We start from the raw sequence: 24,171 nt of genomic DNA, 5'->3' as shown, positions 1-24,171 counted from the left end.
CCGTTTGTCACCTCAGCCCAGTCGGACGAGATCAGACCTGGCAGTTCTGATCGGGTTTGTATGTTAAGTACTGCTATTATCCTTATTTAGATCGAAAAAGCGAGTAAAAACGTGTCCCAGTCTCAAGTAGCTTATCTCGTATTTGATGTCGAAGCGATCGCCGATGGGGACCTGATTTCCCGGGTCCGTTATCCGGGCGAAGGGCTCTCACCCGGGGATGCACTGGCGAAATATCAGGAAGAGCAGATTGAGGCAACGGGCAGCAACTTTATTCCGGCTACATTTATGCTGCCGATTTCCGTGGCGGTAGCCAAACTGACAGCCGACTATCGTCTGCAGGACTTGACGGTGCTGGATGCTCCCGAATATCGCCCGCATGTGATTACGGGTAAGTTCTGGCAGGGCTGGCGGCATTATGGACAGCCGACGTTCGTCACCTTTAACGGCAGGGGCTACGACCTGCCGGTGTTGGAACTGGCCGCGTATCGCTATGGGATTGCATTACCGGAATGGTTCAACGTCGATGCCCGCAGCTTCGATCAGTCTCGTAATCGTTATAATACGAACGCGCACATCGATCTGATGGACATGTTTACCAACTTCGGCGCTGCCCGCATGACGGGCGGGCTGAATCTGCTGGCGAATCTGATCGGCAAGCCGGGCAAGACCGGCATCGACGGTTCCAAGGTGCAGGAGATGTACGATGCAGGGCAGGCAGATGAAATCAATGACTATTGTCGTTGTGATGTCCTGGACACCTACTTCGTATTTCTCAGATCACGGGTGTTGACCGGTCACTTGAGCCTGGAACAGGAACAGGACATCGTTACCGAGGCTTACCGTTATCTGGAACGCGAGGCAGGGGAAAACGAAAGTAAAGCGTATCAACATTATCTGCAGCACTGGGGTGACTGGGAGCCCCCGAGGAATAAAGGCGGATACGATTTTATTTCGCGTAGTGCACCTGGACGTCCGACAGCAGGAATTCAGAGATACGATCATTCCTGGTCTCACTGATGCGGATGGGCAGGGCCTGTCTGCTGCTGAATTCCAGTTCCACACTTTCCCAGTCGGGCCGGGGGACATCCGGATGAGGCTTGAGCTTCAAGGTGACAAACCAGGGAGACGCTGCTTCAGCGGACTCTGCATCCAGCTCAATGGTGAATGATTCGATCTGAAATGACTTCTGATCGACGTCAATCAACCAGCCGGGCAGTACTTCCTGCAATGCCTGTTTTTCACGGACCGTTGAGTCTGAAGCACTACGGTAAGTCGACAGCAGCTTCCCGTCAGTTTGTCGCTGATTGCGTTTGAAGATGGTTATACCGTTACCCAACCGTACAGAATCGATACGGGATGTTTCTGTAATCCAGCGTGTCACCAGCTTCTCGATCTGCAGGCGTTCTGTTGGATTTCGTTCGGTGTCATTATCACTGGTAAAAGCAACCCGTTTGATCGGAGACTGACCCGCTGGTACCAGTTGTGCAGCTGGGAAAACCGCTTTCGCGACTGTCTGTCTGACGAACTGCGGTTCCGGGCTGGTGTGAATCCGAGTGGTTGGAGTGACTTTCAACGCCGTCAGCTCAATTGAAGCGAACTGGTCTTTCTGAGCTGACTCTCGTGTCAGAAACATCAGCGATTCCGGCAGCATGGAGCGGGCGTTGATCTGGAGTTCGAAAGGGCGACAGAGTCGGCGGGTAAGTGCGTCCTGCGGTTGTCCCTGCAGGACGATTCTGCTCTGAGACTGACTCATCAGTTTCCAGCGGTATTCGGTTTTCAGTTTATCGAGGGAAACCGGTTGTTGAAACTCGGAGAACAGTGCGAGTTCGTGTCCGCTGAAATAAGCCTGGTTCTGCTGTTTGAACTGCTCGACCGTGGACTGCGGTGTGACCGGAGACAGAAAGCGCGAAGCGGCCGACCATTGGGTGAGAATGGTGTTTACCGGAGTCTGCTCCTCGGCGGCACGAACATGCGCAGAAGAGACTACCAGCAGGATGAGGCTGTACGTAAAGAAGGGATGACGATGCATCGCTGAACTCTTAGAAAATCTGGGAAAATGAGACTGTGAGAAGGGCAGGGGACATCAGAGGTGCTGACAGAGATGAGCCGAAATGTAGCACAAAGGTGGAATTGCGGGAACGGCAATCTGCGTTCAGGCGCTGGCAAAAAAGTCTCGATGCGCTCAGTGTCTCTAAGATGTTCGGATATAGAGGCTTAGCGGGACCGTTGTGTCACGGTTTAACGGTGGCAGGTTTCTTCTGAATCTGCTGAACAAGCTTGCGAAAGTCGGGCAGATTCTGCAATTCTGCCAGATCGGGGTCTTTCTGCATCCACTCGGCATCGTCAAATCCGAGTTGGGAAGAGAGAGCCAGGTAGTGGATCGCTTTTTTCTGATAAGCGGCGATCTGCTGTTGGACGGCGGGAGTTTGAGGCTGGTCTTTGAGGTTGACCAGCGCCCGGCCGAACACGCAGGCAACGTTATAATGAAACAGGTCGTTCTTCTCGAACTTATTCAACTGACTCTCGACAAACTGAATCGCTTTGTCTTCCTGATGATTATAGACCATGCAGATCGCCAGTCCGGTGATGGCCTGTGAGTCGTGCTTATCCAGTTCAAATGCATTCTGAAAATCTTCCTGGGCTGCCTTCCAGTCCTGCTTCATCAGGTGGGAATGTCCGCGGCCCGTATAGGCCTGTAACAGGACTTTCTCTGTTTTCTCATTCGACTGATCACCCTTTTTCTCCGTTAGCAGGACCCGATTGAAGACCTGGATTGCCTGGTCCCACTGCTCGGCATTGTTATAAGTCTGTGCCTTGATCAGGTAGAGATCCATGTTGTTGGGGGCGACATTGATCGCGGCGTCACAGGCAGCGATGGCATCGGCCAGCTGTTTCAGGTCCCGGTAGATGTAGGCCTTGGTGATATAAGCGTAGATCGAATTTTTGTCGACTTTCAGGACATCGTCGCAGGTTGCGATGGCCTGGTATTCCCGATTGAGTTTGCGCAACAGGGCGATTTTTTCAGAATAGGATATCATGTGCCGGGGGTTGGCTTCGATGGCCCGGTCAAACGTTTTAATGGCTTCGTCGGGACGATTCAGGGCAATTTCCAGATCGGCTTTGAAGCCGTAAATCGACATTAGTTTGGGATTCACTTTGATGCAGGCGTCGTAGGTCGCGAGCGCCTTGTCATCCTGTTTCATGCGGGAGTAGTGCGAAGCCAGCACGGTGTAACCGTAGGGATCCTGAGGCGCAATTTCGATGGCCTTCTTCAGCTCTGCCAGGGCCGCCTCGAATTTGTTTTGATTGCTGTAAAGTAAACCCCGGGTGACGTACAGACGGGCGTAGATGTTATCGACTTCCAGGCCCTGTTCTACGACTTTCAGACCGGCGTCGTACTCTTTCATGGTGTTCAGAGTATTGGCTTTGGCCAGATAGGCTGGTACGAGCAGCGGGTCGATGCTGATCGCGGTATCATAGTCCTCAACGGCTTCCTTGTACTCTTTACGACGATGTGCCTGTTCGCCTTTTTTGAGATAGTGATTTCCCGGGGAACGCTGATAAATGTTCTCCAGCGCAGATTGAGCGGCCCGTTTTTTGTCGGCATTGGTTCCAGCGATTCGGGCATCCATAATAGTGCGGCGGGCTTCGGGAGTGCCGATATTGGCCAAGGCTCCGAAGATGGAACCCCAGGTCGATGACTTGGTTGTTTTGGTCAGACCCTCTGCGAGAATCTCGACCGCTTTATTGGAATCGGAACTTCGTAGGCCGGAGACGGCGCCGTTCACGATCGAATGATTGCTGTCGTCCAGTGCCTGCCTGGCGAGTTCAAAGAACTGGGGCGATTCCAGTTTCTGGAGCGTGGAGAGGATCAGCAGTTTTTCGGTCTGCTGGGCACCGGGGTAATACTTTACAAACCGGTCTTCGACGGATTCATCACCGATGGAAGCCAGCGTTTTGATGAGCATGACCTTCAGGCCGGCGTCCAGCTTGTCTTTTTCCAGGTGTTGAAATAACAGGGGGATCGCCCGCGGATCTTTCATGCGGTCGATGAAGCTGAGCATGTCGCCCGTGGGCAGGGAATGCTGCATCTGCTGCAGGACATATTCCATGGCCAGGGCTTCACTCGCATTGTCTTTGCGTTTGATTAATTCCCTGAAAGCGACATTGCGAATTTCTTCTTCGGGGGACTTAAGGGCATCGCTGAGGACTTCAAACAGGCGGGGGTGCCCGTTCAAAACCAGTGCCCGGATGGCTGCCTCACGCAGCTCCCGGTTGTCGCTGTCCAGGAACTCGTAAATCGCGGCGCCCCACTCGGGACGGGGATTACGGGCAATGACTTCGATGATGATTTTCTGTGACGCCGGCGGATGCGATTTCAGGATCTTCAGCAGCGCCTGTTGTCCGCCTGCATAACGGGACTCAGCCAGGCTGGCGATGGCCATCTCAAACTGGGGGCCGGGTGGCATCTTTGCGACTTCCACCAGTCGTTGGAATGCCCGTGGATCACCCAGAAAACGCAGGGCATACAATGCCGCTTCCTGGACGCGGGGATTCTCGTGGGAAGTCAACTCGAGCACCAGGGGGAGTTCTGCATTGGTCAACTGTCGCCCGCCGCTGATGAGGGCTGCGGCTTTGATGGCTGGGGAACCGGTGCGGATCTGCTCGGCGATTTTGTCGCGGGAGAGGACTTCCAGGGCGCTATCCAGCGCGGCATGGATGGCTGCTTCTTCCGTTGCATGTGTCACCCGGGGAGCAGTCCCGCCGAGGTAGGGGACTGTGATATTTTTAAACGCTTCGCCGGCGAGGTGCAGTTCCGTGATGACAGACGGAAACAGGGGGAAGGGAACACCCAGGACGGCGTTCGACCCCAGAGAAGCGGCGATGCGGGGCAGCCATTGGCTGATGTCGTGTTCAATTTCCACCTTATCTTTGGGGAAGTAGAGTACGAAGCGTTTCACGTTTTTCAGAGTCAGGTCATCGACGACTTTGACAAGGGCGCCGATGTTGATGCTGTTTAGCTCTCCGGTGATGGTCAGTTCTGCCAGGCAGCGACTGGGGCCCAACAGTTCGACCTGGTAATCCAGTTTGCCCTGTTCGAAGCGATTGACGTTCAACGCCAGTGGCTGCTGGTCGATGGTCGTCCGAAATTCGATCTCCGGAGTCTGGGCGCCTCCAGGCAAATCGCCCAGTAGAATCCAGAGGCCACCCACTTTACCGGGGGGGACGACGACCTCATCTTCAAATTTCAATTGTCTGAGTAACTGACGCTTTTTCCCCAGTAAGACACTTTGGTTATTGAGATTTGAGGGCAGACCGGCGAACGGATGAGGTTGGCCATCGACGAATGCTTTCACCTGCGCGCGTTGCAGTTTAACCGGCTTCGTCGAATCGTTGACCAGGGTGAGTTGGGTCAATAAGTATTGATACTCGTCCGGGCCCCGATTGTTTCGGGAACCTTTGAGTGATTGATCCAGGGTTAAGAACAGTTTCGTTTTTTCAGAGACCAGCGGCTGATGCGCCGGTTTATGGTTGCGGGTTTTTAAGCGGGCCTCGATTTCCCCCAGTTGCTGGCGGACCCGGGCATTGGTTCGTTCCGATTCTTTCTGTGGGCTGCCTGATTGAGGAGCCCGGGATGACTGTGCGTTGACCAGAGGCGAACAGAGCAGGAACGCAATCAGGCTGCAGACCACCGTGCGGGACAGATCGAATCGAATGGGCATACTGTGTTACTCCGCTTAATCAGACGATCACTTTGCCGGCCCGGATTTCGATCCAGGTTTTGATTTCCGACCCGGGGGGCAGTACCCGCAGTCCGGTTTCCAGCGCTTTTTCGGTAAGGTTGAGGGCGTTGGTCACACAGGTGTAAGGTTCCAGGCAGATGCAGTTCCGCTCGGGCGGGGTGAATACGACAAGCTCGGTGAACAGACTGTCGTAGTCCTGGGTGAGGACCAGACCCGCCTGCTCGTCCATAATCAGACATTCGTACTGATCGATGTCTTCCGGTAAGCCGCTGAGGATGTCATCGGCTTTTAACTGGTCGAACCAGGCACCCTCACGTAAATCGTGTGCGGGCTGAATCGGCTGCTTGTCTCCGGTGGGCAGGCAGTCAGACAGAATCCACTCTTCGGTAGCCGGCGACTCGATCAGGCAGTTCTTCGGATTTCCCTCTGCGGAGAGCGGCACCTTGAAGTAGGGGTGAGTGCCCAGTCCCCAGGGAATGGGGGTGTCGCCCGGATTCCCGATGCGGAAGTCAGCCCGCAGGGTGGCTCCTTTGACTTCATAGCGGACCTCAATAAAGGCATCGCCGGGCCAGCAGGGGAGGCGGTGTCTGCCATCAATGCTCAGCTGAAACTGGGCGATGGCGAAGTTTTCTTCGTGGGCAATCACTCGCCAGGGGAGGTCCAGGCAGAAACCATGAATGGCGTTCCCTGTTTTGTCGTGATAGGTTTTTTCGGGGGGGAGTTCATATGCGGTTCCCTCCCACTTGAAGCGACCTCCGGCGATCCGGTTCGGGAAGGGGAACAGGATCGGAATCCCGCTGCTGCTGGGGCGTTGTTCTCCGGTCTCGAACTCGGGATGGGAGTCGATCACGTCGATGCATTGGCCGTCGACCATTGCGTGGAACTGGTAACAGTTAAATCCCAGTTCGGGCAGGATGCGAGCGGTGGAGCCGGTTTCCGGATCGGTAATTATCAGGGGCGTCATGTGTCAGAGTCGTTTCGTTTCCAGGTGTTATATGTGGTGTCGACTGGGTTGGCAGTTCGTTTCAGTTCCATTCGGGATGGGCGGTTTCCTGTGGAAGAAAACGTCGTTCTTCCATCGCCCGGCCGTGCAGCGTGTCCCACAGATCGTAGGGATCAATTTCGAAAATGTCTTCCGCGGTTGCGGGGGTTGTGAGCCAGTCCATCCGATCGAGTTCAGATTCCAGTTGCGATGGTGCCCAGCCGGCACAGCCGAAGAAAATGCGGAAATCCAGATTGGGATCCCCTTCGGAGATCCGCCAGACCACCTGCTCGAAGACCTCGGGACTGCTGCCCATGAACAGGCCGGGAACGATGGCGTCTTTGGCTTTTTCCAGATCGCCGGCATTATGCAGGGCAAACATACCGTTGGGCTCTACAGGACCGCCCATAAAAACCAGATCTTCCAGCTTGGGCATGTCAAAGTATCTGGAGAGCGCATTAGTGATTGAGAACGAGGATGGACGGTTCACAATCAGACCGGTGGCACCCTCATTGTTATGTTCTACGATCAGCACAACGGAACGGTAAAAATTCTGATCATTAAGTTTCCGGGTGGCGATTAAAAAGTGTCCCTTTAACGATTTCAGCATAAAGCGAATGTTTCTCCTCTGGTTCAGAACTGAATTCCGGACGGTCCGGGAAAATCTCCTCGAGTGAACAGGTAGCATTATATCTGGACAAAAGCTGAAAAAACAGAGTTAGATTTGAGACCCTCCAGCGCCCTTACCGTGTCACAGCAATAATCTGCGGGTTAGGCAGATTATGCCCCGATCTGTGGGGGAGGCCCCTCATTTGCAGATTTTTCATAAAAACAGTATTTCAACTTGAACAGATGTAGGGTAACCTGTAAGTAGAGTTTGATCTGTCAAATAATGCGCTGACTTTATGTATTCCTGATGCGGGCGGTTTTATCACGATGAATACGAAACAAAAACTCTCTCTGCTGGCCTGTCTGCTCTGTACGCTGTTTCTCTCACAGTCACTGCAGGCAGAAGAAGAAAGCTACGAGCGCTTCACAGTGCGCACCTGGAATTTCCGGGATGGTTCGGAGGCGAAAGGGAAGCTCATCGTGGTGAAAGGACCCCAGGCCACGCTGCGTCTGGATGGTCAGGGAACCGTGCGCGTTTCCTTCGATAAGTTGAGCGTCAAAGATCTGAACTGGCTCTATGAGTATCATAAACGCCGCAATCAGTTGAGTTTTCTGCCGGAAGAGTACCGCAAAATTCACACGGAGTCCTCACTCCCGGAAACGAAGAGCGCACCTCCCGCGAAGACAGAGCCCGAGCCTGCCCCCGTTGAAAACAAGCCGTCCATGGAGCCGGACAAGAAAACAGCAACAGAGCCTGAGGCAGGCGGAGAGTCATATAAACCATTTACACTCCGCGAGTGGAGTTTCAAAGATGGCAGCAGCTTTAAAGCCAAATTTGTCTCTATCAATCCCCAGCAGATTCAGTTAATCAAAGAGTCGGGCGAACTGACGATGGTGCCTCTGGATCAGTTAACCATCAATGATATGAAGTGGCTGTTCGAATATCATCGCCGGAATAAACTGCTGGGTTTGTTACCTCCAGCGATGCAGGAGCAAGCCAAAGCACTGGCGGCACAACTGGGGCTGCCTGCGGAAATGGAATCACCGGCGGCCGCGATGACCGAACCGGGAACACCTGCGGCTGCGGATGACGATCCAAATGTGATTAAAGCGAATACGGAAATTGATCCCGAACTGGTAGCCGTATTATCTGATTATCGGTTCTGGTCCGACACGAAGGGACAGAAGTCTGAAGCCCGGTTTGCAGGGCTGGAAGGCCGCGAAATCCGCTTTACACCAAGTCCCGGCTCGAATGCGGGGATCGGAATTATCAGCATTCCCGTGGGAACCCTGAGTGATGAAGATCTGGAGTTACTACGCGAAGCACTGAAGATGCATGGGCGGATGTCCGAACTTCCCCTGGCCTATCGCGAACCCTTTGATTCCAGTCTTTCAGCACGCAAGCTGAAACAGATGTTGCGCGTCAACTTCCACCGCAAATGGACCGACGTTTCCGGCAATTCGGTCGCCGCTTCCTACATCAAAATGGAAAATGGCAACATCTCTCTCTTGATCACGCAAAGCAACGCAGTTCAGGAATTCCCTTACGATAAGTTTTCCGAAGAGGATCATCAATACGTTCAGGAACGCCTGCAGAAAGAAGTGGCAGGTCAGTTCTTTCCCGAAAATGCAGAAACCACGCTGACCCCGGAAGAGCAGGAAAAAGAATTCCGAGTCTGGACGGACCGTAAGAATCGGCAGCTCAAAGGGAAATTTGTGCGGCTCGCCTATGGCGATTCCGTCGCTGTATTGAATACAGGAACAAAAGAAGAACTGTTCATCACGGAATTCTTCAGCGATGGCGACTTAAGCCTGATCAAACCCCGGAAACAGCAACAGCCGGATCAACTGGCGATGAACGAAGGGGGCATACCTGGTATTCCTGGTGCTGCGATGCCCGGCGCTGCCATGCCTGGTTCCGCGATGCAGGAGCCCGGTGGAATGAATTTCCCCGGTATGCAAAATCCGGGAATGCGTAACCCGGCGATGCCTGAACCCGGTTCGATGATGCCTGCAGAGCCGGCAATGGCGAATCCCGCGATGGAACCCAATCCCGCCATGGAAATGTCAGAGAACATGATGGCGGAAAATTCCGCACGGAATCCCGGGAGGCCTCCTCGTATGGTCATTGAGCATACTTTCGAATGTGAACTGTGCGGTAAAACTCATACCTCGGAAAGCCCGTTATTCGAACAATGTCCCCACTGTGGTGTGAAACGGGGAGACATGATCTACCAGTGCAGCCGTTGTAACAAGAAGTTCAAATCAGAAGGTTCCGGACTGACGGCCCCCTGTCCCTACTGTAATCCGAATCAGGGACGTAATGAGGTGGCCGCGAACAATAATTTCTCATCCGATGCAAATGCAGGCGGTGGTGAATCGAGTAGTTCAGGAAGACGATCCAGCAACTATACTTCCGGATATCGGACTGGTCGGGCGCTGGGTAAACTGTTTTTCTGGGGGCTGGCATTTCTCGGCTTTATTGGTGGTGCCTTGAAAATGCGTAACTAGCAGACAGACCTGATTACAAACAAAAACGCGGACGCCTCATAAAGAAGCGTCCGCGTTTTTTTTGTGAGTCTCTGCCTGGGAATCAGGGGCGTTCATTTAGCACAGGCAGCTCTTTGGAAGTCTGCATCTGTTGAGCCGATTCCGGATCGACGTAGTCGCTGTGGCAGGATGCTTTGTCCTGGTCGCCGGTCATTTCTTTCTTGACCTTGGAGGCCAGCTTGTGAATCTGGTCTGGGCTGAGTACGCCCCGTTTTTCCAGAATTTCCTTCTGTTCTGCAGTCAGCGGCAGCGATTTCTTTGCTTTATCCCAGGCATAATCTTCCGATTTGCCCGACATGAACTCCTGAATTTCCTTGGAGATTCGCACGCTGCACCAGTCGTGTCCGCACATCGCACAGAAGTCGGTGTCAACGTCGAGGTCTTCGTCGTGCAGAGCCCGGGCGGTGTCCGGATCGAAGCTGAGTTCGAAGTGCTTTTCCCAGTTGAGGGCAGCGCGGGCTTCGGTCAGTTCGTCGTCACGGTTACGGGTACCGGGAATTCCCAGGGCGACGTCGGCTGCGTGGGCAGCGATCTTGTAAGCGATACAACCCTGTTTGACGTCATCTTTCTTGGGCAGACCGAGGTGTTCTTTGGGAGTCACGTAGCAGAGCATGCTGGCCCCGTGGTAACCCGCGGCGGTCGCACCGATACAGCTGGTGATATGGTCGTAGCCGGGGAAGATATCAGTAACCAAGGGCCCCAGTACATAGAACGGAGCTCCGTGACAGAGTTTCCGCTGGACTTTCATATTGAATTCGATCTGGTCGAAGGAAATATGACCGGGGCCTTCGATCATGACCTGCACCCCTTTTTGCCAGGCGCGTTCGGTCAGCTCACCCAGGACGCAGAGTTCTGCCAGCTGAGCCCGGTCGGATCCGTCGGCGAGACCACCGGGTCGCAGACCGTCACCAATCGAGAAGCTGACGTCATATTCCCGCATGATGTCGCAGATGTCATCCCAGAGATCGTACATCGGGTTCTGTTGTTTGTTGTGAAGCATCCACTTGGCCAGCAGTGATCCGCCGCGGCTGACGATGCCGATCAGACGCTGGGCCACCAGTTCGAGGTGTTCCCGCAGGACGCCGGCATGGATGGTGAAGTAGTCCACACCCTGTTTGGCCTGGTGTTGCAGCATCTGCAGGATGCTGGCGTGATCCAGATCTTCCAGACGACGGGCAATAATCATGGAGTAGATCGGCACGGTTCCAATGGGGACGGTGCTGTTCTGGATGATGGCCTGACGGCAGCCGTCAATATCGCCGCCGGTGGAGAGGTCCATCACGGTGTCGGCGCCCCATTGCTGGGCCCATTTCAGCTTTTCGATTTCTTCATCGGTCCCCGAGGAAACGGGGGAAGCGCCCATGTTGGCGTTGACCTTGGTTTTGGATGCACGACCGATGGCCATGGGATCGAGCTGGTAGCCCAGGTGTACCTTGTTGGCGGGAATGATCATCCGGCCGGCAGCGATTTCATCGCGAATCTGCTCTGCGGTCAGGTGCGGTTCCCGTTCAGCGACCCGTTCCATTTCCGGAGTGATGGTGCCACAACGGGCGAATTCGAGCTGGGTGACCGGCAGAAAGTCAGCCGGCGGCGTCCAGGCATCGGCGGTTTCGTAGTTCTCTTCAAATCCCGGTTTCAGTTCCCAGCCGGCGGGCATGAAATCCCAGGCGGTTTTGTCCGATACTTCCGGCATTCCCGGGGTATCGGGAGAGGAGAACGTCAGGGCGCCTTTGACTCCAGGGGCGATCTGGGGCGGATTAGCGAAACTTCCCGGGTTGGTCTGCTGGCCCCGTGTTGAGGGGTTTCCGCCAATGGGTGGCAGTGAGTACAGCAGGTCATAAGAAGAGGAGGAGTTGGTCATACTATTAGCATCCTTACAAAATCTGATGCGGTCATTGAGTCTGTTAGATAGTCTGTCAGATTCTGAGCGAATCCGGATCAGAAACGAGATCTGCCAGCAGTTCTACTGCCTCGAACGGGAAATCGTCTTGGTTTCTGGATATATAGTAGTGACCTGACGGCTTTTTTCAAACTGACTGGATGATAAGTCTGTGTGGTTTCCCATTGAAACGTGCATTGGTTATCATCTGGTCTGTTGAAAAGTAGCGCCAGACAACACATTTCTCTTTGAAAAAACAGATCAGGATCCGCACCCGGGTCCCATGAATTAAGGTTCGACATGCAGTACGACGTTTATGGTGTGGGTAATGCTCTCGTTGATATTCAGGCACGTATTTCCGATGCCACCCTGGAAAAGCTGGGTTATGCCAAAGGGATTATGACCCTCGTCGATGAAGAGGCACAGCAGAAAGTGCTGGGCGAACTGGATGGAGCACCGCTTTCACAGTGTGCGGGTGGTTCTGCAGCGAATACGATTCTGGGGATCGCCGACTTCGGTGGGAAAGCGGCCTATGCGGGTAAAGTGGGCAGTGACATGCTGGGCGAATTCGACCTGGCAGACATGCGGAAGCTCGGGGTGACGATCGAAGTTCCTCCCGCCGCCGAAGGACAGACCGGAACCTGCGTGGTGCTGATTACAGACGACGCTCAGCGGACGATGCTGACCAACCTGGGGGTCTCTGCGACACTCAGTGTGGAAGACATCAACGAAGAACACATCAAGCAGTCGAAATATGTGTATGTCGAGGGCTACCTGTTCACGGGAGAGACCCAGAAAAAAGCCGCCTATCGCGCGATTGAACTGGCCAAGAAGCATAACGTGAAGGTGGCATTCACCGTCTCCGACCCGTTCCTGATTAACCTGTTCCGGGACGAGTTCCAGCAGCTGATTGAAGGTCCTGTCGACCTGCTGTTCTGCAATCTGGAAGAAGCCCGCAGCCTGACCGGCGAACATGACGCCGTCGACTGTGCTCACGTGATTCATCACCACGTTCCGAACCTGGCACTGACGCTGGGCGGCGACGGTTCAATCCTGATGCACGAAGGCAAAGTGATTCCCATCGAAGGAGTCGAGACAGACGCCATCGATACTACCGGTGCCGGTGACATGTACGCTGCCGGCATTCTGTATGGCATTACCAACGGTCTGACCTGGCACCAGGCCGGGCACCTGGCCTCCCATGCTGCCGCCCGCATTGTCTCGCAGCTGGGCGCGCGACTGAAGAATCCTTTCACCGAGGATGAAATCAAGGAACTGCTCAGTTGATATGAAGCAAAACCATTACCCCCTCTTCGTACGACGCGATCTGGACGGTTTTTTCGCGCTGATGATCGACAACCTCGTGCAGCTGCTGCTGATTGTGGCGCTGTGCGGGTTGTGTGGCATCAGTGCCGATTCGGAAATTCTGCTGCAATACATTCTGCCTGGTGCCGCCCTGAGTATTCTGGTGGGTAATATCTTTTACGCCTGGCAGGCACATCAGCTGGCGAAAAATGAGAATCGTACCGATGTGTGTGCGCTGCCTTATGGGATTAACACGCCGTCGCTGCTGGTCTATATCTTCTTCGTGATGGTGCCCGTCTATCAGCGGACCAGCAGCGCGGAAGCAGCCTGGCAGATGGGGTTACTGGCCTGCTTCGGGAGTGGCGTGATTGAATTCCTGGGGGCCTTCGTGGCGGACCGGGTCCGCAAGGTGACACCCCGGGCGGCCCTGCTGTCGACCCTCGCGGGAATCGCGATCGGGTTCATCTCGATGACCTTTATGCTGAAGATCTATCAACGGCCCATGATCGCGATGCTGCCGGCGGCAGTAGTGCTGCTGACGCTCTTTTCCAAGACCAAGCTTCCTTTTCACATGCCGGGCGGATTGCTGGCGATCATCGTGGGAACCATTTGTGCCTGGGTTCTACCGGAAGTGATCCCGCAGTTGATGGAGGGCGCGCCGATGAGTGTCGAGGCGATTAAAACCTCTTGGGATCAATGGGGCTGGTATCCGCCCCATTTTGCGGGTGGCGCCCTCTGGGAACTGCTCAAACAGCCGAGTGAGTGGGTGGGTTACATGTCGGTGATTTTCCCGATGGGCCTGTTCAATGTCATCGGCAGTATGCAGAACATCGAATCCGCTGAAGCGGCCGGCGACAGCTATCCTGCGAAGCCTTCGATGCTGGCCAACGGTGCCGGGACGATTGTGGCTTCACTGCTGGGCAGCTGTTTCCCGACGACGATTTATATCGGTCATCCTGGGTGGAAAGAGATGGGATCGCGGGCCGGCTATTCGACGCTGAACGGGATCTTTTTCATGCTGATCTGTCTGACAGGGACGACCGGCGTGATCAGCAACATCATTCCGCTGGAAGCCGGGATCGCGATTGTGCTCTGGATCGGAATGGTCATCACGGCTCAGGCGTTTAATGCGTCTCCGTCGCGGCACGCTCCCGCCGTGGCGCTGGGGCTGTTTCCAGCGATCGCAGCCTGGGGCATGACGGTGATGCAGGGAACACTGCTCGTGGGCGGAGGAAAAAATCTACAGGAGATTTTGACTGCGAATCCGTTTACCGAGGTGAATGGATTTCTGATGAACGGCATGGTGGTGATGGAGCGGGGCTTCATCTTCACCTGTATGATTCTGGCGGCGATCTGTGCCTGCCTGATTGATGGCAAATATCGATCGGCGGCCATCTGGTCCGTCATCGCGGCGATCTTCGCGTTTCTCGGTTTAACGAGCGCTTACGAAGTTGTGGGGAACGACATCCACTTCCGCCTGGCGTTTACCGAAGGGACCAAAGAGGCACTCACTTTCAGTGCCACGGGCATTGGTGTGGGCTACCTGTTGTTCGCGGCGACCTTCCTGGTTCTGGGCGGGACTCGCGACGCAGAGCCAACCATCGAAACGGAAGAAGAACCCAATCCCCGGATAGAACCGGGGCACTGACGGGCGCGCGGAAGCTCCCTTATTCTGTGGTTGTTCTGCGGCCTGTTGTTGGGCGGATTAAGGCTGTGTCGGGGCTTCGTAGATGCGCACGTTGCGGAACTGGCTTTCGGCCCGGGCGATCACATCTTCATCGGCGATGAAGTGCAGGTAACGGTATTTCCCGGTCAGATAGCGGCCTACGCGAATCCGGAACCGTTTCCAGCCCGTTCCCGAATAGGTATTGAACTGCTGGCCGATGTGTGACCAGGCTTCGTAGCCGTAGATCTGGAACGTGTGGTTTTCCCGGTTGTATTCCCGGTCGATATCGAAACCAAACCCGTGAATCTGTCCCTGGTGAGAGGAACGGAAATCGAACTCGATGACCGTATCGGGAGTGATTTCCTGGTTTACTTCCACACTCTTCCAGGCGTTGCCCCACAGCCGAATGCCTTTGCCGTTTTCAATCAGCTGATAGTCGGTGGGCAGCTCGTACTGGCCATCCTGAAAACTGTAAGGCTCAATCTTCGTGGAAGCGAAGTCAATCGCGGGGATATCACCGGGAGGATCGGCGACAGAGAACTGGCTGCGGGCCGGAAAGGTTTCCTGGTCTGCGACCAGCCGATTCTGTTCCCGTCCCTGGTTGTTGAACACAATGGCCTGACCGGCTTCGACGAGGATCGGCTGATCAGGCACCTGTTCCTGGTCGATGTCTTCATCGGGGCGGGAGAGGGAGCGGGTCACCTGCACGCTTCCGTCGAAGACGTGCAGTTCGGATTCGTTGTCCGGGTTGACGGCCAGGCCGAAGTTGGCGGACTGCGAAAGGATCGTCAGGTTGGCCGTGGTGAGAGTGAAGTCATGGTTGCGTGATGTCCCGACGACAGCCAGTCGACCCGATTTCAGATAAGCACGGCTGTCTGAATTGAGGCCCAGTTCAGCAGGACCTTCCAGCGCAATCGTAGTGCCTCCCAGAAAGTCAATCAGGGCACGCCCCGATTTCAGCTTGAGCCAGCCGGGAACCAGGGGCTTGCTGACATCCTGAGTCCACTCAGTCCGTTCCCAGACAGCATCGTGTTCTTCAATGATCATGGCAGCGGGAACACCATCGCTGGAATCGATTCGCGCGATGGCCTGCGCGGGCTGGCTCTCCATGAGCAGCAGCATGGCCAGGCAGACACAGACGGCCAGGGTGGCAGCGAGTGCATACCGGGTGAAGGCCAGCTGTTTGCGCGTCGAAGCGACTTTGAGATCCTGTGCAGGCTCGGTCTGGGTGATGATTTCGGGAGTACAGAATTCCTCGGGCAGGGGTTCCGTCTGTCCCTGTTCCCACTGCAGCATGGAATCGAGATTCATCATCTCCAGGTAGAGCTCGCGTGACGCCTCATCGGACTTGAGTCGTTTCAGAAACTCCTGACTTTCTTCCTCGGTGAGCAGACCGTCGAGGAAGGCAGAAATGATTTCTTCGGGGTCTTTCCGATCCCCGTCAGGATGTTGTGGATTTTGATTCATGACAGACTATTCTCCCTGCTCACTGGCAAGTGATTTCTGAACGCACTCTTGTAAAAGTTGTCGAATCCGGTACAGCATCTGAGAAACAGCGCCCACGGAGCGGCCCTGTTCCTCGGCGATGGCCTGGACTGACCCGCCTGCAGCATAGCGCTGCTGAATCAGGCGGCGACTTTGTTCCGGCAGCTTGGCCAGACATCGGGAGAGTACCCGCTGCATGTCTTTGGAACCTGCCAGTTTTTCTTCATTCTGTTTGGCCAGCATGGATACCAGCTCTACGTTAAACACCATCGAATCCCGTTTGTTATCGCGATAATAGGCCAGAACCTGAAAGTACGCTACTTTGCAGGCCCAGGCGACGAAGTTGGAACCCGGTTCGAATTCTTCACTGCGCCGCCAGAGCACCAGGTTGGTTTCCTGCAGGACATCCTGGACCGCTTGAGTGTCGGGCAGCAGCGAACGGATATAGGCGTATAGTTTGCTCTGATGCGCTGTGAGCAGTTGAACAAAATTTTCCGTCTCTTCCGGCTTCAAGTCGGGCGCTTTCAGGATCAATGCTATCGGTAACGTCGTGATTCTTAGTGTTTCTGCATTAATATACCAGATTGCAGAGAATCTCACCAAAAGAGGACCATTCCCTCAAAAATTTCATAAATTGAAGCATATATGTTTTATTCCGCATAAGATCGACGGGGCGACCGGTATATTAGACCAGATCACGTTTTAAAACGCTGTGACTTCTCACCTTGAGAACTGATAATCAGGAATTGCCCGCAATGAACTACCTGGCATACGTTAAGCGCTCTCTGTGCCTGTTGAGTCTCACGCTCGCGCTGCCCCTGGCGGCGGATTTTTCGTTCGCTGACAAGCAGAACGGTGGAACGTCTACCCCCAGCAGCTATCGGGAACTGATTCTCGCCGATCAGCCGGCGCTCTACTGGGATTTCACAAAGCCTGCACCGGAAGGCGGTTATGTCAGTGTGACGGCTGACGACAAACAGTCTAAACCGTTATCGGCGCTGGTTCGCGGGCAGGCCCCACAGGCTGCAGCCGGCCCCCGTCCTTCCGAGTTTCCATTGTTTGACAAACAGAACCAGTCTGCCCGGTTCAAGGCGGGAGACGGTTTTCTGCGGGTCGTCGATCCGGGCGAACAGAGTCCACTGGACTTTGCAGCCGGGGATGAGATGACGATTGAGGCCTGGGTGAATCCCACGTCGATCAAAGCGGGCCGCTTTCTCTATATCATTGGAAAAGGGCGAACGAATCGCAAAGGGGTTGCAGCGGACAATCAGAACTATAGTCTGCGTCTGACGGGTTCGGAAATCAGTTTTCTGTTTTGCACTCAACCTGAAAAACAGGGAGAGAAACCGACTTATCACCGCTGGACTTCCACCGGCGCGGGCCTCAGTGCACTTGGCTGGCATCATATCGCGCTGACCTACCAGTTCAGCAAAAAACAGAGTCTGCAGGCTTACATCAATGGTCAGCCTGTGAAAGGGAAGTGGGATGTGGGCGGCGATACCAGTCGGCCCCCCGTGGTTGATAACGACGAAGTCTGGATCGGCTCTTCGATGGGCGGCTCCGTTTACAGTTCGTTTGATGGTCTGCTGGATGAACTGGCCGTCTATCGTAAAGTGCTTACTGCCAAACAGATTGCAGCGCACTTCAAATACGTCGCACCGGAAGTAAAGATCGACTGGACCGCGGTTCCCAGTGATCGCGTGCAGGTCGAGATTCACGAAGGCATCCCCAATAAGAAGTCGTGGCAGTTCCGTCCGCCCCGGCTCGCGGAAACTTTCACGGTGCCTCACTTCGCTTTGATTGAGATTCCCAACCGCTATTCTCAGAAAGGTGTCAAAGTTGATCGCCCTGATCCCTTCCTGGTACGCGCGATGTCAAACCTGGTGATCCCCGCGGGGAAGAAGCGGATCCTGGTGCGGGCCCGCAATGGATCGCGATTGTATATTGACGAGAAGCTGGTCGCAGAAACGGGCTTTCATAAGATTACCAATAGTGGGCACGACAAAGTTTATGATGTCGACCTGAGCCTGGCACCCAACATTCGACCGCTGCACCGGGGCGATCAGGAAAAGGTGATTGAATTCACAGGAGACGGTAAGCCGCATCGCGTGCGATTCGAAATGATTGTGGGTGGTTCGCGTCATCGGCCCGACTTCGGCGAGACGGCGGTCTTCATCGGTGATCCCGGCCAGGACTTCCAACTGCTGACTCCTTCTGATCAGGTGGTGATGCTGACCGATGCAGACTGGACTGCGTTCGAACAACAGTATCGGTATGACCTTATCGCCGTGAATGCAGAGCGTCGCCGAAGCGTTTCAAACAAAGAGGACCAGTACTGGGACTGGCGACACAAGCTGGCGAAAGAGGAAGTACTCAAACAGCCTCAGGTCAAAGTACCTGCGGCTGCGGAAGGTCTGCGGGCCAGCAATGCCATCGACCAATTCATTAACCAGCGACTGTCGAAAGAAAATGCAAAACAGTCTGCACCGCTGAGTGATCTGGCCTTCCTGAGACGACTGTCACTGGATACGACGGGGACTGTTCCCTCACCTGCACTGGTGAAAGAGTACCTGGCACTGAAGCCAGAGAATCGTCGCAGTTTCGCGATTGAACGACTGCTCAACGATCCCGCCTGGGCAGACAGCTGGGTTGGATACTGGCAGGATGTGCTGGCAGAAAACCCGAACATTGTTAATCCAACGCTCAATAACACCGGGCCATTCCGCTGGTGGATTCACGAATCTTTCTATGACAACAAGCCCTTCGACCGTTTCCTGACCGAACTGGTGATGATGGAAGGTAGCAAATACTTCGGTGGTCCCGCTGGGTTCGAAATGGCATCGCAGAACGATGCCCCTATGGCAGCCAAAGCACATATTATCGGTCAAGCCTTTCTCGGCTTGAACATGAAGTGTGCCCGCTGTCACGACGCCCCGTTCCATGATTTCAAACAACGGGATCTGTTCAGTCTGGCGGCCATGCTCAAGCGGTCACCGCAGGGTGTGCCTAAGACCAGTTCGATTCCCGGCTTCGATCCCAAGTCGAACTCCATGCTCGTTTCGGTAACACTACTGCCGGGCGAGAACGTGACACCGGAATGGACATTTGAAGAACTGGTCAAGCCGGGCAAGTTCCCGGAGAGCTATCTGCGATCCGAGAAAGATACGCGTGAGAAACTGGCGGCGATTATTACGTCTCCTCAGAACGAGCGGTTCGCCAACGTGCTTGTCAACCGGGTCTGGAAACGGTACCTGGGCCATGGCCTGGTGGAACCCGTTGATGACTGGGATGGTCAGGAGCCGTCGCATCCAGAGCTGCTGAAATACCTGTCCCAGCAGTTTGTGCTGCACGGTTACGACATGAAGCAGCTGGCCCGGATGATTTTCGAATCGGACCTCTATCAGCGACAGGCATCAACGGATCGCGCCACGGTTCAGGCACTCTTGGATACGACTTACAATTTCTCATCGCCGGTATTGCGGCGAATGGAAGCGGAACAGATTGTGGACTCATTGTTCGCGATTTGTGGTAAGCCTCTGGACGCCGGTCCGATGTGTATCGACATCGACGGGGCGCGTCACTATCACAACTCGCTTGATTTGGGCACGCCGCGACGGGCCTGGCAGTTTACGTCTCCTTCGAATGAGCGTGACCGGCCCAGCCTGGCACTCCCCTTTGGTCAGCCCTTCATCACGCTGATGAAAACATTCGGCTGGCGGGACACGCGTCAGCATCCGGTTACCGTCCGCGAATATGCTTCGACGGCGCTGCAACCGGCGATCCTGGCGAATGGATTGCTGGGGCAGCGGTTCACACGTTTGTCGGATGACAGTGACTTTACGGAACTGGCGCTGCAGGAGCAGTCGCTGGAAGCTTTGATTCAGAAAACATTCATGAAGACTCTCACGCGTGAACCGACGGCGGAAGAACTCAAGCTCTTCACGGATCTGTTACAGCCCGGATATGCAGAGCGGGTGAACCCGGGGGCCGAGATCGTGACCCGCGAGCGTCTGCCACGCAATCTGGTGAGCTGGTCGAATCACGTCAGCCCGCGGGCCAATGAAGTGAAGGTCGAGCTGGAGGTTGCCGTCAAGAAAGGCGACCCGCCGACACAGCGTCTGAAGGACGACTGGCGGAACCGTTACGAGGATCTGCTCTGGTCGCTGTTGAATTCGCCCGAGTTTCTGTTTCTACCCTGACAGGCATGTGTACATGTGGTCTGGTGGGCGAGATATCCCTGTTATTCAGGGGTTTCCCTCAAAAATTTTATAAATTGGACAATCAATATATAATTAAGCGTGAGATCGACATGATGTCCGGTATAGTAATCTGGATCACGAGTTAAATCCTCGTGGCATGCTTGTGTACAGTACGTTTGTCAGTGCCGGCTCCTCCGGTTTCTGATGAATCTCGCCTGCTGTGACGTCTCAATTGAGAACCTGATATTCTGGAATTGCCCGCTATGAACCATCTGGCATACGTTAAGCGTTCCCTGTGCCTGCTGAGTCTTTCGCTCGTCCTGCCTCTGTCTGCGAGCCCCGCTCACGCTGAAAAAGAAAAACCAGCCCAAGCCAAACCGGCCAGTTACCGGGAAATGATTCTGTCGAATCAGCCGACCCTCTACTGGGACTTTGAAGCCTCCACGCCGGAAGGTTATCCCAGTGTTGTGGCTGATAAAAAGCAGCCCTTGAAAGCCCTGGTCCATGGTCAGGCTCCCAAGTCGGTTGCAGGGCCTCGTCCTTCTGAGTTCCCACTGTTTGACAACAAAAATAACGCCGCTCAGTTTAAAGCCGGCGCGGGTTACCTGCGGGTTGTCGACCCGGGGGAAAAGAGTCCGCTGGATTTCACCGCCGGCGACTCCATCACTGTGGAAGCCTGGATCAATCTGAATTCAACAGACGCTGGTCGTCACTACTATATCATTGGTAAAGGTCGCACCAACCGCGAAGGGGTCGCTCGGGACAATCAGAACTATGCCCTGCGGGTGACCGGTTCAGAGATCAGCTTCCTGTTCCGTGGCAAGCCCGACAAAAAGGATGTGAAGCCCGACTATCATCGCTGGACTTCCACCGGTGCGGGGATCAGTGCTCACAACTGGCATCATGTCGCGGTGACTTATACCTTCGGCAAGAAGAAAAGTCTGAATGCGTATGTCGACGGTCAGTCGGTCAAAGGTAAATGGGACATGGGTGGCGATACCACCTACGCTCCCGTCGTCGACAATGACGAAGTCTGGATCGGTTCCTCTATGGGAGGATCGGCCCGCAGTTCGTTTGATGGTCTGATGGATGAACTGGCCGTGTATCGCAAGGTGCTGCCCGCGAAAGAAATTACCGCACACTTTAAATATGTCACTCCCAAGCCAACCATCGACTGGACTTCGGTTCCCAGCGATCGCGTGCAGGTCGATATTTACGAAGGGATTCCGAACAAGAAGTCCTGGCAGTTCCGTCCGCCTCGTCTCGCGGAGACTTTCACTCAGCCCCACTTCACCCTGATTGAAATCCCCAACCGGTATTCGGAAAAGGGTGTGAAAGTGGATCGTCCTGATCCTTTCCTGGTACGGGCGATGTGCAACCTGACGCTGCCCAAAGGCAAGAAACGAATCCTGGTACGGGCCCGTAATGGGTCGCGGTTGTATATTGATGGCAAGCTGGTTGCAGAGACCGCTTTCCACAACATTTCCGGCAGTGCTCATGGTACTGTCTTTGATGTTGATCTGAGTCTGGCCCCGAATATTCGTCCGCTGCACCGTGGAGATCATGAAAAGGTGATCGAGTACACGGGAGACGGCAAGCCGCATCGCGTACGGTTCGAAATGATTGTGGGTGGTTCGCGTCATCGTCCCGACTTCGGTGAAACGGCTGTCTTCATTGGCGATCCCGGTAAAGACTTCCAACTGCTGACTCCCTCTGACAAAGTTGTCATGCTGACCGATGCAGACTGGCTGCCTTTCGCACGTCAGTACCGTTACGATCAGATTGCCATCAACGCAGAGCGTCGTCAGGCGGCCTCGAAAAAAGAAGCCGAGTACTGGGACTGGCGGCACAAGCTGGCGAAAGAGGAAGTACTCAAGCAGCCTCAGATCAAAGTTCCTGCAGCAGCGAAAGGTCTGCGGGCCAACAACGCCATCGATCATTTTATTAACCAGCGTCTGGCTAAGGAAAATGCCAAACAGTCTGCACAGCTGAGCGATCTGGCTTTCCTGCGTCGACTGTCACTCGATACGACGGGGACCGTCCCTTCGCCTGCACTGGTGAAAGAGTACCTGGCAAAGAAGCCGGAGAATCGTCGCAGTTTCGCGATCGAGCGACTGCTCAACGATCCCGCCTGGGCTGATAACTGGGTCGGATACTGGCAGGATGTGCTGGCAGAAAACCCGAATATCGTTAACCCGACATTGAACAATACGGGACCATTCCGCTGGTGGATTCACGAATCTTTCTATGACAACAAGCCCTTCGATCGTTTCCTGACCGAACTGGTGATGATGGAAGGCAGTAAGTACTTCGGCGGTCCTGCGGGCTTTGAAATGGCTTCGCAGAACGATGCCCCTATGGCAGCCAAAGCACATATTATCGGTCAAGCCTTTCTCGGCTTGAACATGAAGTGTGCCCGCTGTCACGATGCCCCGTTCCACGACTTCAAACAACGGGATTTGTTCAGCCTGGCGGCAATGCTCAAGCGGTCTCCGCAGGGCGTGCCTAAGACCAGTTCGATTCCCGGCTTCGATCCCAAGTCGAACTCGATGCTCGTTTCGGTAACACTGCTGCCGGGCGAGAATGTAACTCCGGAATGGACATTTGAAGAACTGGTGAAGCCCGGTAAATTCCCCGCGAACTACCTGCGATCCGAAAAAGACACACGTGAAAAACTGGCGGCGATTATCACGTCTCCTCAAAATGAACGGTTCGCCAATGTGCTTGTCAACCGGGTCTGGAAACGGTACCTGGGACATGGCCTGGTAGAACCCGTTGATGACTGGGACGGTCAGGAGCCGTCGCATCCTGAGCTGTTGAAATACCTGTCCCAGCAGTTTGTGCTGAACGGTTATGACATGAAGCAGCTGGCGCGGATGATCTTCGAATCGGACCTCTACCAGCGCGAAGCGTCTACTGATCTGACCACGGTACAGGGGCTGTTTGATACCACCTATAATTTCTCATCACCGGTACTGCGACGAATGGAAGCAGAACAGATTGTGGACTCATTGTTCGCGGTGTGTGGTAAGCCACTGGACGCCGGCCGGATGTGTATCGACATCGACGGTTCCCGCGATTACCACAGTTCGCTCGACTTGGGTACGCCGCGTCGGGCCTGGCAGTTTACGTCTCCCTCAAACGAGCGTGACCGGCCCAGTCTGGCACTGCCTTTCGGTCAACCTTTCATTACACTGATGAAAACGTTTGGCTGGCGGGATACGCGACAGAGTCCGCTGACGGTTCGCGAATATGCCTCCACAGCGCTGCAGCCAGCTATCCTGGCGAACGGCGTACTGGGGCAGCGGTTTACGCGTCTGTCGGATGACAGTTCCTTCACGGAACTGGCGCTGCAGGAGCAGTCGCTGGAAACTCTGATCAACGAAACGGTAATGAAAACACTCACACGCAAGCCGACAGCTGAAGAGCTCAAACTATTTACAGAGCTGTTGGAACCCGGTTATGCAGAGCGGGTGAATTCCAGTGCCGAAATTGTGAGCCGCGAACGTCTGCCACGTAACCTGGTAGGCTGGTCAAACCACCTGAGCCCGCGGGCGAATGAAATCAAGGTGGAGCTGGAAGCCGCGGTGAAGAAAGGTGATCCGCCAACACAGCGTCTGAATGACGACTGGCGGAACCGTTACGAAGATATGCTCTGGTCACTATTGAATTCGCCCGAATTTATCTTTGTCCCTTAACGACTACTGCTGATTAGAACGATAAACGAATAACACGCTTTGATCTTTTCTATA

13 protein-coding genes are annotated in these 24,171 nt (G+C 54.6%); 6 read left to right on the top strand and 7 right to left on the bottom strand.

Translation table 11 applies throughout. The features are described from left to right. Positions 1-111: 111 nt before the first annotated feature. Positions 112-1,017, top strand: a complete 906-nt coding sequence (locus F1728_RS12785) for a 3'-5' exonuclease (RefSeq protein ID WP_155364429.1) — start codon at positions 112-114, stop codon at positions 1,015-1,017. Here the strand turns inward: F1728_RS12785 and F1728_RS12780 are convergent. From F1728_RS12780 to F1728_RS12765, 4 genes are all read right to left on the bottom strand, one after another. Further along, positions 947-2,029 (bottom strand): hypothetical protein, encoded by a 1,083-nt coding sequence (locus F1728_RS12780; protein WP_155364428.1) that lies wholly within the window; start codon positions 2,027-2,029, stop codon positions 947-949. The genes F1728_RS12785 and F1728_RS12780 overlap by 71 nt on opposite strands. A 202-nt stretch (positions 2,030-2,231) precedes the next feature. Continuing rightward, the gene (locus tag F1728_RS12775; protein ID WP_155364427.1) at positions 2,232-5,723 is read right to left on the bottom strand and encodes a HEAT repeat domain-containing protein; all 3,492 of its coding nucleotides are present in this window, start codon (positions 5,721-5,723) and stop codon (positions 2,232-2,234) included. Positions 5,724-5,742: 19 nt separating this feature from the next. Further along, positions 5,743-6,708, bottom strand: coding sequence for an aldose 1-epimerase (locus tag F1728_RS12770; RefSeq protein ID WP_155364426.1), 966 nt, complete (start codon positions 6,706-6,708; stop codon positions 5,743-5,745). Between the two features lie 61 nt (positions 6,709-6,769). After that, the gene (locus F1728_RS12765; protein WP_145438402.1) at positions 6,770-7,336 is read right to left on the bottom strand and encodes a YqgE/AlgH family protein; all 567 of its coding nucleotides are present in this window, start codon (positions 7,334-7,336) and stop codon (positions 6,770-6,772) included. 326 nt (positions 7,337-7,662) lie between these two features. Between F1728_RS12765 and F1728_RS12760 the strand changes: the two genes are divergently transcribed. Next, positions 7,663-9,846: an SHD1 domain-containing protein gene (locus tag F1728_RS12760; RefSeq protein WP_155364425.1), complete on the top strand. Its 2,184-nt coding sequence runs from the start codon at positions 7,663-7,665 to the stop codon at positions 9,844-9,846. Between the two features lie 82 nt (positions 9,847-9,928). Here F1728_RS12760 and thiC read toward each other — a convergent pair whose 3' ends face one another. Beyond that, the gene (thiC, locus tag F1728_RS12755; RefSeq protein WP_228030716.1) at positions 9,929-11,746 is read right to left on the bottom strand and encodes a phosphomethylpyrimidine synthase ThiC; all 1,818 of its coding nucleotides are present in this window, start codon (positions 11,744-11,746) and stop codon (positions 9,929-9,931) included. A 318-nt stretch (positions 11,747-12,064) separates the two neighbouring features. Here thiC and F1728_RS12750 point away from each other — a divergent pair, with 318 nt between their 5' ends. Next, positions 12,065-13,051 carry an adenosine kinase gene (locus F1728_RS12750; protein WP_145180162.1) on the top strand — a complete coding sequence of 329 codons (987 nt, stop codon included), beginning with the start codon at positions 12,065-12,067 and terminating at the stop codon, positions 13,049-13,051. Position 13,052: 1 nt separating this feature from the next. After that, entirely contained in the window at positions 13,053-14,717 is a 1,665-nt protein-coding gene (locus F1728_RS12745; protein WP_155364424.1) for an NCS2 family permease, read from the top strand. 57 nt (positions 14,718-14,774) lie between these two features. Here the strand turns inward: F1728_RS12745 and F1728_RS12740 are convergent, their stop codons facing one another. Beyond that, the gene (locus F1728_RS12740) at positions 14,775-16,202 is read right to left on the bottom strand and encodes an anti-sigma factor (protein ID WP_155364423.1); all 1,428 of its coding nucleotides are present in this window, start codon (positions 16,200-16,202) and stop codon (positions 14,775-14,777) included. A gap of 6 nt (positions 16,203-16,208) precedes the next feature. After that, positions 16,209-16,820, bottom strand: coding sequence for a sigma-70 family RNA polymerase sigma factor (locus tag F1728_RS12735; RefSeq protein WP_194242797.1), 612 nt, complete (start codon positions 16,818-16,820; stop codon positions 16,209-16,211). Positions 16,821-16,975: 155 nt separating this feature from the next. Between F1728_RS12735 and F1728_RS12730 the strand changes: the two genes are divergently transcribed. Together F1728_RS12730 and F1728_RS12725 are read left to right on the top strand one after the other, a co-directional pair. Continuing rightward, positions 16,976-20,419 carry a DUF1553 domain-containing protein gene (locus F1728_RS12730; protein ID WP_155364421.1) on the top strand — a complete coding sequence of 1,148 codons (3,444 nt, stop codon included), beginning with the start codon at positions 16,976-16,978 and terminating at the stop codon, positions 20,417-20,419. A gap of 263 nt (positions 20,420-20,682) precedes the next feature. Next, positions 20,683-24,117 carry a DUF1553 domain-containing protein gene (locus tag F1728_RS12725; protein ID WP_155364420.1) on the top strand — a complete coding sequence of 1,145 codons (3,435 nt, stop codon included), beginning with the start codon at positions 20,683-20,685 and terminating at the stop codon, positions 24,115-24,117. Positions 24,118-24,171: the final 54 nt, after the last annotated feature.

It is taken from the genome of Gimesia benthica, assembly GCF_009720525.1.
Lineage (GTDB): Bacteria > Planctomycetota > Planctomycetia > Planctomycetales > Planctomycetaceae > Gimesia > Gimesia benthica.
Note: the sequence above shows the minus strand (reverse complement) of the source record. Positions and strands in the feature narration are given on the sequence as shown.